At 31.7% G+C, this 15,701-nt stretch carries 15 protein-coding genes and 3 tRNA genes; 3 read left to right on the top strand and 15 right to left on the bottom strand.

Annotation, left to right across the window (positions count from 1 at the left end; translation table 11 throughout):
* Positions 1-11: 11 nt before the first annotated feature.
* On the bottom strand, positions 12-1,250 hold the full coding sequence (locus ACXGQW_RS09910) for a sugar isomerase (RefSeq protein WP_457822435.1): 1,239 nt from the start codon (positions 1,248-1,250) through the stop codon (positions 12-14).
* Between the two features lie 163 nt (positions 1,251-1,413).
* On the opposite strand from ACXGQW_RS09910, the gene ACXGQW_RS09905 reads away from it, so the two are divergent.
* Positions 1,414-3,474 carry a tetratricopeptide repeat protein gene (locus ACXGQW_RS09905; RefSeq protein WP_457822433.1) on the top strand — a complete coding sequence of 687 codons (2,061 nt, stop codon included), beginning with the start codon at positions 1,414-1,416 and terminating at the stop codon, positions 3,472-3,474.
* Positions 3,475-3,621: 147 nt separating this feature from the next.
* Here ACXGQW_RS09905 and ACXGQW_RS09900 read toward each other — a convergent pair whose 3' ends face one another.
* From ACXGQW_RS09900 to ACXGQW_RS09870, 7 genes are read right to left on the bottom strand one after another with little or no spacing between them, the layout of a single operon-like run.
* Entirely contained in the window at positions 3,622-4,353 is a 732-nt protein-coding gene (locus tag ACXGQW_RS09900) for a LytR/AlgR family response regulator transcription factor (protein WP_457822431.1), read from the bottom strand.
* A gap of 2 nt (positions 4,354-4,355) precedes the next feature.
* Complete coding sequence (locus ACXGQW_RS09895) at positions 4,356-4,679, bottom strand: Hpt domain-containing protein (RefSeq protein ID WP_457822429.1); 324 nt, start codon at positions 4,677-4,679, stop codon at positions 4,356-4,358.
* Complete coding sequence (locus ACXGQW_RS09890; RefSeq protein WP_457822427.1) at positions 4,680-5,711, bottom strand: sensor histidine kinase; 1,032 nt, start codon at positions 5,709-5,711, stop codon at positions 4,680-4,682.
* Positions 5,708-6,844 carry an FIST signal transduction protein gene (locus ACXGQW_RS09885; protein WP_457822425.1) on the bottom strand — a complete coding sequence of 379 codons (1,137 nt, stop codon included), beginning with the start codon at positions 6,842-6,844 and terminating at the stop codon, positions 5,708-5,710. Before ACXGQW_RS09885 ends, ACXGQW_RS09890 begins: the two co-directional genes overlap by 4 nt.
* Before the next feature lie 3 nt (positions 6,845-6,847).
* Positions 6,848-8,440 carry a PAS domain S-box protein gene (locus tag ACXGQW_RS09880; RefSeq protein WP_457822423.1) on the bottom strand — a complete coding sequence of 531 codons (1,593 nt, stop codon included), beginning with the start codon at positions 8,438-8,440 and terminating at the stop codon, positions 6,848-6,850.
* Positions 8,441-8,980, bottom strand: a complete 540-nt coding sequence (locus tag ACXGQW_RS09875; protein WP_457822421.1) for a heme NO-binding domain-containing protein — start codon at positions 8,978-8,980, stop codon at positions 8,441-8,443. It lies immediately after the preceding gene.
* A gap of 1 nt (position 8,981) precedes the next feature.
* The gene (locus tag ACXGQW_RS09870; protein ID WP_457822419.1) at positions 8,982-9,401 is read right to left on the bottom strand and encodes a response regulator; all 420 of its coding nucleotides are present in this window, start codon (positions 9,399-9,401) and stop codon (positions 8,982-8,984) included.
* 238 nt (positions 9,402-9,639) lie between these two features.
* Here ACXGQW_RS09870 and ACXGQW_RS09865 point away from each other — a divergent pair, with 238 nt between their 5' ends.
* Complete coding sequence (locus ACXGQW_RS09865; protein WP_457822417.1) at positions 9,640-9,786, top strand: hypothetical protein; 147 nt, start codon at positions 9,640-9,642, stop codon at positions 9,784-9,786.
* A gap of 181 nt (positions 9,787-9,967) precedes the next feature.
* Here ACXGQW_RS09865 and ACXGQW_RS09860 read toward each other — a convergent pair.
* The 5 genes from ACXGQW_RS09860 to ACXGQW_RS09840 form a co-directional block, all read right to left on the bottom strand.
* A tRNA-Lys gene (locus ACXGQW_RS09860) sits at positions 9,968-10,040 on the bottom strand.
* Positions 10,041-10,045: 5 nt separating this feature from the next.
* A tRNA-Tyr gene (locus tag ACXGQW_RS09855) sits at positions 10,046-10,127 on the bottom strand.
* 32 nt (positions 10,128-10,159) lie between these two features.
* A tRNA-Lys gene (locus tag ACXGQW_RS09850) sits at positions 10,160-10,232 on the bottom strand.
* Positions 10,233-10,303: 71 nt separating this feature from the next.
* Positions 10,304-11,065, bottom strand: a complete 762-nt coding sequence (locus tag ACXGQW_RS09845; RefSeq protein ID WP_457822416.1) for an ABC transporter ATP-binding protein — start codon at positions 11,063-11,065, stop codon at positions 10,304-10,306.
* Between the two features lie 10 nt (positions 11,066-11,075).
* Complete coding sequence (locus ACXGQW_RS09840) at positions 11,076-11,816, bottom strand: MlaE family ABC transporter permease (protein WP_457822414.1); 741 nt, start codon at positions 11,814-11,816, stop codon at positions 11,076-11,078.
* A gap of 94 nt (positions 11,817-11,910) precedes the next feature.
* Between ACXGQW_RS09840 and pafA the strand changes: the two genes are divergently transcribed.
* Positions 11,911-13,551 carry an alkaline phosphatase PafA gene (gene pafA / locus ACXGQW_RS09835; RefSeq protein WP_457822412.1) on the top strand — a complete coding sequence of 547 codons (1,641 nt, stop codon included), beginning with the start codon at positions 11,911-11,913 and terminating at the stop codon, positions 13,549-13,551.
* A gap of 64 nt (positions 13,552-13,615) precedes the next feature.
* Here the strand turns inward: pafA and ACXGQW_RS09830 are convergent, their stop codons facing one another.
* Both ACXGQW_RS09830 and ACXGQW_RS09825 read right to left on the bottom strand, forming a co-directional pair.
* A complete protein-coding gene (locus ACXGQW_RS09830; protein WP_457822410.1) occupies positions 13,616-14,971 on the bottom strand; it encodes a dihydrolipoamide acetyltransferase family protein in 1,356 nt (451 codons plus the stop codon).
* Positions 14,972-15,110: 139 nt separating this feature from the next.
* Positions 15,111-15,671 (bottom strand): YceI family protein, encoded by a 561-nt coding sequence (locus ACXGQW_RS09825; protein WP_457822408.1) that lies wholly within the window; start codon positions 15,669-15,671, stop codon positions 15,111-15,113.
* Positions 15,672-15,701 lie beyond the last annotated feature (30 nt).

The raw sequence follows: 15,701 nt of genomic DNA, 5'->3' as shown, positions 1-15,701 counted from the left end.
AAAGTTTAAATTTATTTTTGATTCATCTTGTAAAAAACACCTAGCTGAAATATCAATAATAAAACCATTGCGTAAATCTGCATATTAACAACTAATAATAGTGTAGAGTGATTTAGCACGATTAATAGGAGCTGTAAAACACCAAATAAACCAGAAACAACAACGGGAATATATTTATCTAATGATAAATAATAGTAAGAAAAAATATTGGCTACTGCAAAAACACTCGTTGCCAAAGCATATCTCCAAAGTAAAGGAGCCATACTAACGTAGCTGTCCCCAAATAAAACTTGAATAATAAAGACTGGATAAAGTTTACAAACAGTAACGATAACCAATCCAATAATAGAAATATAGAATACGTACTTTAGCAAAACTTTGGTGGTAGACTTTCCTTCTTTTTTTAACTGAACAACAGTTGGTAACAATAGCATAACAAACATCCAGGCTATAAAATAGACAACCCTACCAATTAGCGCTAAAGAAGCGTACAGACCCGCATTGTAAGTATCAAAATAGTGTTTTACCAACAGAATGTCGCTGTTATTGATAATGATTTGGGTTAACTCATAGAACGCAGTGATTATAAAAAACTTTTTTATCAACACTACCTCTGTAGATGGCAATTGTGCTTTTTGCTTTAATACTGATAAATTAAATTTCATAGGAAATACACCTATTAATAAAGACCCCATTATTCCAATGGCTATTATGTTAGATGTGCTTGTTTTTAAAATATAAATCAACGCTAGAGTTAAGCTTAATCTAGTTAACATTTCTAACTGATAACTTATCGATAGTTTTATAAATTCTTTCGCACCCTGAAAAAAACCTCTGTTCACGCTCATTAAAAAATACAAAGGAATGCCACAGCCAAATATGACAAACATTGTAGAAGACGAAGTGTTAAAAAACACTTGCAATTGCTTGGAGAAAGCAACTACTGCAATTCCTAGAACAAAACCCACAATTAGTGACTTTTTTAATACATACACCAAAAAGTGACTAAACAAACTTTGTTTGATGGTAACTGAAAATCTTGCCACCACCAATTGAAAGGTCATAGCAACAAAAGAAAGAACTAATAAAAGTGTAATCAAAATAGCAGCATCAGAAAACTGTTCTGGCCCCAACAATCTACCTAACAATAGGTTGTAAAGATAGTTTCCTCCATTAACTACTAATACACTTAACATAAAAATATGCTCTTGTGATAATGTTCTTTTGTGATAAGCTAAAACTGACTTCATGGTTTGTTTTTTTGATTACATTCTTACGCAAATATTGCACTCATAAGCACAAAATTCACTTAAAACTCTACCAAGCCAGCTTTTTATTCGTCCAACGGTCATTTTGATACGATGAATAAACAAGGGTTTGTACCTACATTGTAATTATAAAACAACACCAATTATGAAAAAGATTTTATTCTTTTATTCAGTTTATTTTTTGGCAACCACATTAGGTATATCACAAAACATGAAAAAAGGTTTTAACCTTTTAGAAACAGGTAAATTTAACCAAGCAGAAACTTTTTTTGAAAATATTTTAAAAGAATACCCTACCAACAAAACAGCAAAAATTTGTTTTGGTAGAGCTGTGGGATTAAATGGCGATGCTAAAAAAGCAAAAACTATTTTTTTAGAATTACTAAAAATCTATCCAAATAGTTTTGAAGTAAAACTAAACTATGGAGAGTCTTTACTATGGAATAAAGAATTTGAGCAGGCAGAAAATTATTACCTATCACTTATTAAAACTAATGATACTGATTTCGCTGCGCTATTAGGTTACGCTAATACATTGGCTAACTTAAAAAAATACAATCAAGCACTTACTTATGTTGATAAAGCATTGCTGGTATCTAATAATAGTCCTAATGCTCTAATTTCTAAAAAGTATATTCTTTTAGGATTGGCTAATCAAAAATTGCAAAATCATCAATATGAAAAAGCGATAGAAATACTGCACAACAATCTAAAATTATTTCCTAATGATAAAGATATTTATGTAAACCTTGCTAATACTTATGTAGTTGCTAAACAATTTGAAAATGCAAAAGCGACATACATTAAAATAAGTAAGCTTAACGATTTATATTTTACTGCTCAAAACGGTTTGTCTCTCGTGGCTCATTTACAACAAAATGATAAGGAAGCACTGACTATTAGTAAACAACTTATTGGTAAGCTTAACTCCAAAAGCAAGCCAAATGACATAACTGCTACTCACCAAAGATACGTGCAGGCACTTATATGGAATAAAAAACTTAAGCAAGCTTCCAATCATATTCAGCTGCTATCAAAAAAATACCATAAGCAAAACTGGTTGATGGGATTAAAAGCTACTTTATATACTTATACCGGCGACTTTGACAATACCATTAAAACGTATAACGAAATCTTGAAAAATGATTCAAAATCTTTTGATGGAAATTTAGGGAAAGCCAATGCGCTGAAAGCAAATAATCAAACAAAGGAAGCATACGAACTTGCCACAAAATCGTTAACCTATTTTCCTAAGCAACAAGATATCACCAATTTTATAGGACAAATCAAAACTTCTTTAATTCCGTCTTATGAAACAAAAAACTCCTACAGTTACGACAATGGAGAAAGTAAAGCTTTTACTTCTCATCACAATATTAATCTACCTATAAATACTAAAACAAAACTGCTAGGTAGGTACACATATAAAAAAGCCGACAATAATATTACAGATAATAATAGTACCTCAAATTTATTTGGTTTGGGAGTGAGTTATCAGCTTTATCCTAAAGTTAATATTTCTGCCATTTTAGGAGTTGATAATGTGAATGGAAATAAAAACAGCTATCAGCAGCTTATCACAGATGTAGTAATTAAAACCAAGCCAGCCAAAAGACAAACTTTAGATATTGGGTATAAAAGAGAATTACAAAATTTTAACGCAGAACTATTGAATAGAAATATTGTTCAAAACAATTTTTATGGAAATTACAATCTAAACACTACATTTAATCTAGGTTGGTTTACCCAATACTTTTTTACACAACAAAATGATAGTAATCAAAGAAATTTATTGTTCACTTCTGTGTACTACAATATTTTAAGTAAACCTATTCTTAAAGCAGGTTTAAACTACCAATATATGAGCTTTAAAAATCAAGTGCCAACCATTTATTTTAGCCCTAAAAAATTTAATGCTGTAGAACTTTTCACCAATCTAATTAAAGACAAAAACGCTACCAAAGATCGTCACTTATATTATGGTTTAACTGCCGCTATAGGTTATCAGTACATTGAGCAAGAAGCTAAAAAAACAACGTATAGAGTTGAAACCAATTTAGGTTATCGATTTAATTCCAAATGTTTTTTAGAGGGTTATTTTTTAAGAAGCAATATTGCTTCTGCTGCTACTGAAGTATTTACTTTTACCGAAGTGGGAATCAAATTCAAGTGGTTATTTCTAAAAAAACCTATATTCAAACTATAAAAACAAGATTCATCTAAGACATCGTTTTAACAATCCTGAATCAATATATGGGATTGCTAAAACGATGTTTGCTATAATAATATACTTTGTTTTGTAAAGCACGGAGCTGTTACTTCCCTCACTGTTTTAAAAGTAATCTCTAATCATCTACAACAAATTCAATCTTCTTATCAATTCGGGTCTATTCGATCTGCTAACAGGTACAACGTCTTTTTGAATTAACACACTGTTATCTTCTATATCAATAATCATTTGAACGTTGATGATGTATGATCTGTGCACTTTTAAAAATAAATCTTCAGGTAACTTTTCTTCTATTTTTTTTAAAGTAGAATGTACAACGTAGTTTTTTTGTACTGTTTTTATTTGAATGTAATCTCCTTTAGCTTCTATTAAATAAATACTCGGAATATCTATTTTAACTAATCTTCTATCTATATTAACATATAGCTCGTTAGTTTTAGGACTCTCAGCACTTTTAATAGATTCCGAAACGTCAATCTCTTGCTCTACGTAAGTTTTTGTGCTTTTACTTTTTTCTACTTTTTCAATCGCTTTATAAAAGCGTGGTAAATTAACTGGTTTTAAAATATAATCTATAATACAATCGTACTCAAAAGCATCAATGGCAAATTTAGGATCTGAGGAAGTTAGAATGATTTGAGGAGGATTTTTTAACGTTTGAATAAAATCAAAACCTGTGAAGTCTGGCATATGGATGTCTAAAAAAATCAAATCTACCTCATTCTGATTTAAATATTTAATGGCTTGAATGGCATTAGAAAATTGACCGACCACCTGTAAATCCTCAACTTTACTACACAGCTGGCTAATAATCAGTCTAGCCATTTCCTCATCATCTATAATAATACAATTCATATTTAGCTTTTTAGGGTGCTTAAAAACTCGCTAATTGTAAGCAATACTATTTCAAATTCTTGCTTTTTTAAAAGCTTGCCCTCTCGCAAAGAATTTTCGTACAGTACTGCTATTTCATAACTTTTTTCTAATCCTAAAATACTAATTTTATGTTTAAGTTTGTGTACTATTTCAGCTACTTTATCGTAGTTTTCATCCTTTAAAGAATCCAAATACAGCTGTTTTTCTAAAGGAAACTCCTTTTTGATTACAGCTAACAATTGTGTCTTAAATTCTGTATCTCCACCAGCAATTTGGTCTATTTGGCTAAAATTAGGTTTTTCCATTTATCTTTCTTCTTTTAACGTAAAATAAAAAGTTGTACCCTCCTTGGGTACAGACTCCACCCATATTTCTCCTTGGTAAAGCACTACTATTTTTTTTACAATAGACAACCCCAAGCCTATAGATTTTTGATTGTTCTCTAATTTAAAAAAAGCTTTAAAAATTTTATCTAAATAAGGTTTTTCAATTCCTTTACCGTTGTCTCTTACAAAAAACACTCCTTCATTGTAACCTACTTCTACCAAACCATTCTCCTTATCATTATAAGCTAAAGAATTTACAATCAAATTCTGAAAAAGTTGTTGCAACCTATGTCTATCTCCTTTGATTATGGGTAATTCATCTGCTATTTTAATATGAATATGATTTGGAGTATCAATAAAACTCAACAAATCATTCAATAAATCTTTGAGATTCACATCATGTAATTCCCTTTTGTTTTTACCCACGGTGGAATAATCTAGAATTCCAGAGATTAACACGTCCATTTTTTCTACGTTCTCTCTTATCAGTCTAATAGTTTCTTTACCAGAGTCATCAATTAGTTCTTGATAATCTTCTTTTAACCAAAGAGTTAAAGAATCTATACTTCGCAAAGGGGATTTTAAATCGTGAGATACCATATGTGCATATTCACTTAACTCCTTATTTTGTATGGAAAGCTCAGCCATTAATTTTTCTCTTTGCTGATTGATTTCTATAATTTCTTGAGTTTGATCTCCCATTAAATCTATCAACGCTGTTTTTTCAAGACTAGTTTTCTCTTCGGAAATTGAATTACCTTTTAAAGAAATAACCAACTCGTTTAATTTGCTAATGATTTTTTTCTGATTTTCTGTATCTTTTTTTAATTCTTGATTGGCTTCAAATAATTCATCAGAACTAATTTTCATAGCTCTTTGTAACATTAAGAACTGCTCATCGTGGTTGTTGTAAGACCTATCCACAACTTTTAAAAAGGCTTCTAAATCAGGATGATTTTCTAAATCTTTAGAAATATATTTTCGTAATTGTCTTTTTAATAGTGAATTCATCTTTCGCTTATTAAAGTGATGGTGATTGTTTGATTGTGCAGTTTACAAGCACGTTCTCCGTTAAACGGAGCAATTTCTCCATAAGAATAAAAGCCACAGACAGTAGTATCATCACCTAGTACATTCACCACTTCTTCAATTTCCTCTTCTACTCTCTGATCTAAAACTAATTTACGTCCTATGCAACTAACAATAATCGCTAGCTCCGCCTTGTTTTTTCTATTCTTATTAGCTTCCTTTATTGCTTTTTCTGATGCGTTTGCAATATTATCCACATTGGTCATCATCAGTTGAACTTTAGAACCTTCTGGAATGTCTCCAGCTAAAATCATCCCTTTTTTAGCGTCATCAATGTTTAAAATAGTTCTAACAATAGATTGGTTTTCTTGCTGTATTTTAACATTTAAAGGGTACAAAAGTGCTGCACTTGGTAGTTCTTTTGATTTTTCACCCAAGTATTTTTTATATAAATCTAGAGCTGGCTTATCATCTAATTCGTACAAAATATTCCCTTCCGATTTGGTAACAATTCTCTCAGGTCCAAAAGGAGTCCAACCTCCGTACAATGAAAAAGAAATTTCTAAGGATTCACCGTAAAAACCAATAGCTATAATCTCCCCTTCTTTTGGTGGCTCATTATAACCTGCAATTGTTTTTTCAAATCTATCAGAATCTCCACACAAGCCTCCTGTTACAACTACATTTTCATCTATTTGATGCGCTATTCCTTCAGTCAACTGACTACCGTTGATAAAACTTCCTTCTGATAATATAAATACTGATTTTAAGTTTTCTTGCGAAAATTGATGGATTAAATCTTTACCCGTTTTGCAACTATCCAACTCCGCGTTCAAAAGATTTGTTTTTTTAATAACAAATTCACTTTTTTCAAATTCAATTGCAGTAGCAGTAATTCCAGTGTCATCTACGTAAGTCGCTGTAATATCACCACTGGTAGATCCAATCACAATATGTCCGTCTGGATAAATTTTTTTTATCTCGTTATAAACATCAATCGCCTCTAAAAACTTTCGATTCCCAAACACCAGAACTAATGGACGGGTTAGTTTTTGTTCTTGCCCAATAAACTGCCAACCTTTATCGTAATACCTATTTAACTGAACACTTTTCATTATTTATTTTTTTAAAGTAAAATTAAACGTGGAGCCTTTATTTAGTTCGCTATCTATCCATATTTTTCCTTGATGGAGTTCTACGATTTTTTTAACCATAGATAAACCTATTCCAGAGGAGTCTTTTCTCTGTTCTAACGAATTGAATATTTTAAATATTTTATCAAAATACTTTTCCTCTATCCCTATTCCATTATCAGAAACTGTAAATTGATAAAACTCCTCGCAATCAATATAGTCAATCTCAATAATTCCTTTTTCCTTATCATTAAACTTAATGGCATTGCCTATCAGGTTTTGGAACAATTGCTCTAGTTTTATGGCATCTCCTGCAATGCTAGGTAATTGATTTTTAACGTTAATATTAATATGACTCGGAACATACATTGTTTCTTTAAGATGATGTACAATTTTATGAAGATTTACAGCTTCTTCTATTTTTAAATTTGCTCCCAAGCTAGAATAACTTAAAACACTGGTAATTAAATTCTCCATTTTTTCCAACGTTTTGTCAATCAAATCAAAATGTGCTAAGCTACTTTCATCAATCAACTCTTTATTATCATCCCTAATCCAAGAAACCAAAGCGTTGATACTCCTTAAAGGTGATTTTAAATCGTGAGAAACTACGTGTGCATATTCCTGCAAATTCTCATTGCTTTTTTCTAGTTCGTTTAGCAATTGTTCTTTTTGCTTTTCTAGCTGCTTTAAGTTTGTAATATCTAAATGAATTCCTATAGAGCCTACCACATCTCCCTCTAAGTTGTAATTGGGTCCGCCACTAATCAACCAATATCTTTGATCTTTTGATTTGGTGTGTATTTTAACTTCGTAAGAATTGGAAGTTCCTTTTTTTCTATCCTTATTTTCTGCTGCTATTTTTTTTCTGTGCTGCCCTTTCATTAAAAGACGAGAGGCTATTTGCCCTTTTAGTTCGTTTAATGAATACCCAGACATTTGACAAAAACTATGATTGGCAAATAATACTTTATCTTCTGTATCAACCTCCAACAAACCTAAATTCATGTTGTTAATAATGCGACTGTATTTTTCTTTTTCAGCCTCTATTTGTTTTTGATATTTTTTTTCTTTGGTAATGTCTCTTAAAATACCGTGTGCTGCGATGGGCTTGTTGTGCTCATCATAAATAACACTAGAATTTACACTTACCAGTTTTGTCTCGTTAGATTTGGTAATTAAATTGATTTCGAAATTGGTAATTCTCCCCGTGTCTACTAGAGTTTTAAAGGAGTTGTTTACCAAATCTAAATCATCTTCGTGCGTTAAAGACATCAAATTTAAGACTCCATCTGTAAGTTGATGAGATAATAGAACTTCCGAAGATTCGTTCATTTTTAATACATTCCCAAACAAATCCATCATAATATATGGATCTATAATATTTTCAAAAAATCCTTTTAATTCGGAGTTTTTTATTTTAATAAGAGACTCTAACTTTTCCTTAGATTTTTCTTTTTGTAAGTTTAGCTCATATAGCTCTGCAGACTTGTTTTCTAAAATTTCCTCCGCTTTTTTTCTTGCTAGTTTTTCTCTAGCCAAGGCACGTTTTAAAACTTCAATTTCGTTAAAACTCATCTAAGATTTTGTAATAGTAAATTCTACTTCAGTTCCGTCTTCCTTTAATTTTTTATAACTTATTTCTCCTTTTACCTTGAACAGTTTAAAGGTTTCATCCATCAAGCCTTTTCCTAGTACGTACAAAGCTTTGTCGGACTTGTAAATCATCACCATTTTATGATCCGTTTTAGAGACCATTTCGAACTTTGGTAACTGGGCATCTGGATATAGTTTTTGAACCTCAACGTGTATGTGATTTTCTATAGAAGCTAACAAATCCATAGGATCTTTATAGTGTGCCACCAAATTAGGATGACTTTTGACTAAAGCTTTAAAGAGATGCTCGGAAAACACCAATAGCAAATCGTCCGTAGATAATTTTGTTTTTTTACTAAGATTGGTAATTAATTGCAGCATTTCAGAAAAATCATAAGTTCCCACAGCAGTATATGCTCCTTCTGATTCCAAATTAGATTGTTGTATAATATCATCTACCATAACCAATCCAAATTTTTCTTCTACCAACTCCAAAAACTCTGTAAAAATAATTCCTTTCATCCTATATTTTTATTAATTGATTGATACTCCAGTATCCCAGCACTTGTTTAATTTTAGCTACATAATCTTCATACTTTAAAGGTTTTAAAACATAGCCTGCAATTCCAATTTTAAAACATTCTAACAAATCTTTCTCGTTATTGGAGGTACTCAAAATAACAGTAGGTAGGTATCTTAGCTTTTCATCATTTTTAAGTATGGACAAAAACTCTATTCCAGTTATTTTAGGCATGTTTAAGTCTAGTAATATAATATCAGGGGTGTAGGTATTTTTTTTCAGTTTGTTTAAAGCTTCTTCTCCATTTTCTGCATTTTCAAATTGATATTCATTTCCATCATTTATGGAGGATAAAACTCTTTTAAATTTCATTACCTCTATCATATCATCTTCAATCAATAAAATTTTTAATGCTGCTTTCATATGCTGTTATCTTATATGTACTAAATATAAAACAGCATTGGACGATGAACAATAAATTTCGTTAAAATAAGGTGTTTATATCGACGAGTGGTCATAAAAAGCCCGATGAACGGTATTAAGCAGTACTTTTCTAGTTTTAATTTGCTTTATCTACACAGTAAGGCTTTTGGTCTAAAAAACTACGAACAAGATGTATACTGCTCGTACTTTTGAAGTATCACTTTAAAACAACCATATTATGAAAAATTTAACTTATACCTACTATTTAAATATCATCAATAAAATAAAAAACAACCCTTACTTATATGTTTCGACTTATAAAGAAGCTAAGCAAAAATTAATTCCTGATCAATTCATTCAATTACAAAACAGTTTGGTGGCATAAAAAGTTTTTTTGAGAATGTAAATATCTTCTTATTGGAAGTTTTGACGAACTAGATTGGTTATCTTTTCCCTTGTTTGATCTTTACGAGTTTGAGCAAAATAGTTCTTGTTCGGTTTTGCTAAAAGACTCAGGAATAATACTTGTAAATAAAAAAGCCTAACTATAAATAGTTAGGCTTTTGTGACCGGGCTGGGGCTCGAACCCAGGACCCTCTCCTTAAAAGGGAGATGCTCTACCAACTGAGCTACCAGGTCGTCCGTGGTGAGAGAAGGATTCGAACCTTCGAAGACATAGTCAGCGGATTTACAGTCCGCCCTCGTTGGCCACTTGAGTATCTCACCATGCAATAACTAAATGTTATGTTTTAAATTTGTGACCGGGCTGGGGCTCGAACCCAGGACCCTCTCCTTAAAAGGGAGATGCTCTACCAACTGAGCTACCAGGTCATGAATACCATTGGTTATTGCGGGTGCAAATATAGGACTTTTCTTCAATGAGGCAAAACATTTTATTAAAATTATTCCTCCAAATAAACCTTCCTAACTTTCTTAAATAAATTGGAACTATACACAAAATTTACAACCGCTTCATTATCAGTTTTAAAGATATCGTTGCTAGTTCCCTCCCATTCTTTTAAGCCTTCTTTTAAAAAAATAATTTTTTCTCCAATCTCCATTACAGAGTTCATATCATGGGTATTTATTACCGTAGTAATATTATATTCATCTGTAATTTCTTGTACCAAATTATCAATCACGATAGAGGTTCTAGGATCCAAACCTGAGTTGGGTTCGTCACAAAATAAATATTTGGGTTTGGTTACAATGGCTCTGGCAATGGCAACTCTCTTTTGCATACCTCCAGACAGCTCTGCCGGGAATTTTTTGTTACTATCATTTAAATTTACCCTGTTGAGTACAAAGTTCACCCTATCCAACATTTCTGCTTTGCTTTGCTTGGTAAACATTTTTAACGGGAACAAAACGTTTTCTTCTACGGTTAAGGAGTCAAACAAGGCAGAACCTTGAAAAACCATTCCAATATCTTGTTTTAACTGTCTTTTCTCGTCCAAACTCATAGATTCTGTAGTGATTCCGTCATAAGAAATGGTTCCACTATCCGGTAAGTGTAATCCTAATAAGGTTTTTAAAAACACCGTTTTTCCAGACCCACTTTGTCCTATAATAAGGCTTGTTTTTCCTGGCTCAAAAACAGCATCAATCCCTTTTAAAATTTTTGCACCACTAAAGCTTTTCTTAACTCCTTTTATCTCTATCATAATTAAAACTTTAACTTAACAACATTTGGGTTAAAAAATAATTGGCTATAATAATCATTACAATAGTCCAAACTACTGCATTGGTACTCGCTTTTCCTACTTCTAAAGAACCTCCCTTTACATAATATCCAAAGTAAGACGGAATAGTAGCTATTAAAAAGGCAAATACGGTTGACTTTATGATACTGTACCTTATTAACGAAGGTTGAAAATCTATTCTGATTCCAGCAATGTAATTCTGTTGCTCAAACAAACCTGTTGCTACACCAGCTACCCATCCTCCAAAAATTCCTAAGGTCATAGCTAATAAAACTATAAATGGATAAAATGTAACTGTTGCTATAATTTTGGGTAATACCAAATAATTTAGGGAGTTAATTCCCATAACTTCAAGAGCATCAATTTGTTCCGTTACTCGCATAGTTCCTATACTAGAGGTAATGTAAGACCCCACTTTTCCTGCGAGTATTACCATGACAAAGGTAGAAGAGAATTCCAAAATCATTGACCTTTTGGTGGCAAAACCTATCAAATCTTTCGGAATAATAGGGTCATTTAAATTTAAAGCAGTTTGTATAGCTACTACTCCTCCAATAAAAAAAGATATAAAAGCTACAATCCCAATAGATTTTACTCCTAAATCATCTATTTCTTTAAATACGGCTTCTTTAAAAATTTGAAGCTTTTGTGGTCTTTTAAAAACACTTTTTAGCATGATTGCGTAAGCTCCAATACTTTTTAAGTACATCATCATTTTATATTTTAAGCTAAAATATCAAATCCTTAACAATTAAATAGACTATTCTATTTACTTTTAGTAATCTATTATTATTACAAAAAAACAAATGAAAAAAATAGCCAGTGTGCTTCTGTTACTCGGTAGCTTACAAGTTTTTGCACAAAATAAACCTAAATTGGTGGTAGGAATTGTTATCGACCAAATGAGATATGATTATTTGTTGCGTTTTAAAGACAAATTTGGCACTAAAGGTTTTAATAAATTGATAAAGGAAGGGGTAAATTTTGAAAATGCTCATTATAACTACATCCCAACATACACCGCAGTTGGGCATACTTCCATATACACAGGTACTACTCCAAAAAACCATGGAATTATAGGAAATAACTGGTATGATAAATTTATTAAAAAATCTATTTACGTAGTAGATGATTTGTCTTATCAAACGATAGGCAGCAAAACCCGTCATGGTAAAAAATCGCCAAAAAGATTAGTAGCCTCTACTGTTGCCGACCAATTAAAAATGGCACAAAATTTTAAAGGAAAAACAATTGGTGTTGCCATTAAAGATAGGTCTGCTATTTTACCCGTAGGACATACTGCAAACATTGCTTATTGGTTTGATGGTGGGAATGAAGGGAAATGGATTAGCAGTTCTTTTTATCAAAAAAAATTGCCCCAGTGGGTTATAGACTTTAATATTGATAACAAAAGTAAGTTAGATTATTATTTATCATCCGACTGGGACACTTCTTTGTTGGCTGATGAGTACCACGAAAGCGCTGACGATGAACAGTATTTTGAGGGGAAGTTTAAAAATGAAGAAAAGTCTGTATTTCCTCATCATTTACCAACATTAAAAAAGGACAATGGTAATTATAGTATTTTAAAGAGCACTCCGTATGGCAATACTATGACTTTAGACTTTGCTACAAAAATCATTAATAACGAGCAGCTTGGTCGAAATAGTCAAGTTTCTGATTTTTTAGCTATCAGTTTGTCTAGTACAGACTACATAGGGCATCAATACGGTCCAGCATCTAAAGAAATAGAAGATACTTATATAAAGTTAAATGATGACCTGGACGACTTTATTAAGGAATTAGACAAACAAGTAGGCTATAACAATTATGTGTTATTTATTACCTCGGATCATGCTGTTGCTCAAATTCCGCATTATTTAAAAGACCACAAAGTTCCTTCTGGCTATTTTAAGAACAATGAACTGTTGAACAAGTTGAATGAATTTACACTGAAAAAATTTAAGAGCAAACAACTCATAGAAAATATATCTAATCATCAGATATTTTTAAACAAGGGAGAGATCCGTAGACTTAGCTTGAGTTTGATAAATGTAGAAAATCAAATTATAGATGAATTAATTTTATATCAAGACATCTATAAGGTTATCTCTGCTAATACACTGCAAAAAACTGAGTTTGTTAACGCTCCTTATAGTTTATTACAAGAAGGATATAATCAGAAAATATCTGGTGACATTTTATATACATTAAAACCTTCTATCCTTAGTAACGGTTATATTAAAGGAGGAACAACGCACGGTAGTGGGTATAATTATGATACTCATGTTCCTATAATTTTTTATGGAGGAAAGATTGCTAAGGGTAAATCTGTTAAAAAAGAAGTTACCATTGTACAAATAGCACCTACATTGGCTAACTTACTAGAAATACAAGAACCCAATATGAGCTCTCATAAAATACTGACAGAGGTTTTTAAAGATTAACAAAAAAACCACTCATATTATTAATGAGTGGTTTTAACTTATTTTTAACTACAAATCTCGTTTGTTACAATTCTCTGTTAACATCCCAAGCTTCTAAAATATCTTTAATTTCTTTAATAAACATTCCTCCTAATGCTCCATTAATTACTCTATGGTCGTAAGAATGAGAGATGTACATTTTTTGACGTATTCCGATGAAATCTCCATCAGGAGTTTCTATCACCGCGGGTACTTTTCTAATCGCTCCTAAAGCCAAAATAGCACATTCTGGTTGATTGATGATGGGTGTTCCAAAAATAGACCCAAATCCGCCAATATTGGTTACCGTATAAGTGCCTCCTTTAACGTCATCTGGTTTTAAATTATTGGATTTAGAACGGGTTGCTAAGTCGTTCACAGCTTTTGTCATTCCGACCAAATTTAAATTTTCCGCGTTTTTGATGACAGGAACTATTAAATTTCCATCTGGCAGAGCCGATGCCATCCCTAAGTTGATTGATTTTTTTAAAACTACCTGATCAACACCATCATAGGTAATATTCACCAAAGGATATTTTTTGATAGCTTGTGCTACCGCCATCATAAAAATAGGAGTATAGGTTAATTTCTCGTTTTCTCTTTTAAAAAACTGATCCTTAACTTGATTTCTCCAGTTAACTATGTTAGTTACATCTACTTCTATAAATGACTGTACATGTGCAGCCTTATGCTTAGAATGTATCATATGGTCAGATATTAACTTCCCCATTCTAGACAAAGTTATTAACTCATCACCGTTGTTTACTTCTAATGAAATTTTAGTTTCTTTGGGAGCTATTTTAACCTTCTTATCTTCATTCTTAATTCCCTGAGACTCCGAGGTTACTCGAACTTTGGAGTTTTTTTCTGTCTTTCTTTCAGAAACGTAAGTTAAAATATCTTCTTTAGTCACCCTTCCATCTAATCCTGAGCCTTTGATTGTATCTAATTCAGTCTGAGAAATACCTTCTGTTTCTGCAATTTTTTTTACTAGAGGCGAATAAAATTTACCCTCTGTATTTACTATTTCCTGCTTTTTTGAGACAGTAGTCCTTTCGATAATCTCTTCGACATCAGAAACAATCGTTTCTACAGCTTCATTTTCTATTTCTTTATCTTGGTTTGTTTTTTCAACTGCTAGTGTCGCATCTGCCACATCTGCATTAGTTTCTATAATGGCCAACACCTGCCCTACTTGCACAACATCTCCCTCTTCAAAATTCTTTTCTAGCAAAATTCCTGAAACATCACACGGCACGTCAGAATCAACTTTATCCGTTGCAATCTCTACTACTGACTCGTCCAATTCTATAGTATCTCCTACATTTTTCAACCAAGAGGTAATTGTTGCCTCGGCAACACTTTCTCCCATTTTTGGCAATCTCAATTCAAACTTAGACATCTACAATGATTTATTTGTTGTGCGAATTTAATAAAAAAGGAGTTTTTACTTGTAGTTGTTAAGCAATTATTCTAAACAAAAAGACCCAATAATATACATTATTGGGTCTTTTTATGGTAAAAACTGTATAGTCTTTTAATTAAAAAACAATATTTACAGTTAATTCAAACTCATCATTAATTGCTTTGTCTTTTAAGTTGTCAAAGAAAGATTTAGAACCGTATCTGATATCAAACTTAGTTCTGTCTATTTCAATATCCCCAGAAATCGTATTTCCTTTTTTCACCAAAGTAAATGCCTTTTTTTCCGTGTGTCCTTTAATAGTCAAATCTCCTTTTACTGTATTTCCCTCAACGCTTGTAATGACAAAAGTTGCTTCAGGGTATTTCTCTACACCAAAAAAGTCTTCAGATTTTAAGTGACCATCCAATTTGTTTTTATAGTCTCCTGATAAATCTTCTGTATTGATTGTACTCATATCTACGATAAAAGTACCACCTACTAAAGCTCCTTGCTTAATAATTACTTCTCCCGATTTGAAACTAATGGTTCCATTATGTTTCCCAGTTACTTTCTTACCTACCCATTTGATAGTACTTTTTTTAACGTCTATCGGTTTTTTTCCTGCAAATGCGGTAAAAGACATACTTACTACAGCCAATACTGCTAAAATTCCTGATTTTAATTTTGTGGTTTTCATTTTAATTTGTTTTTGTGATTTGATTTTATA

Source organism: Wenyingzhuangia sp. IMCC45533, from assembly GCF_054111225.1.
This window is presented reverse-complemented; position numbering and strand designations above follow the sequence as displayed.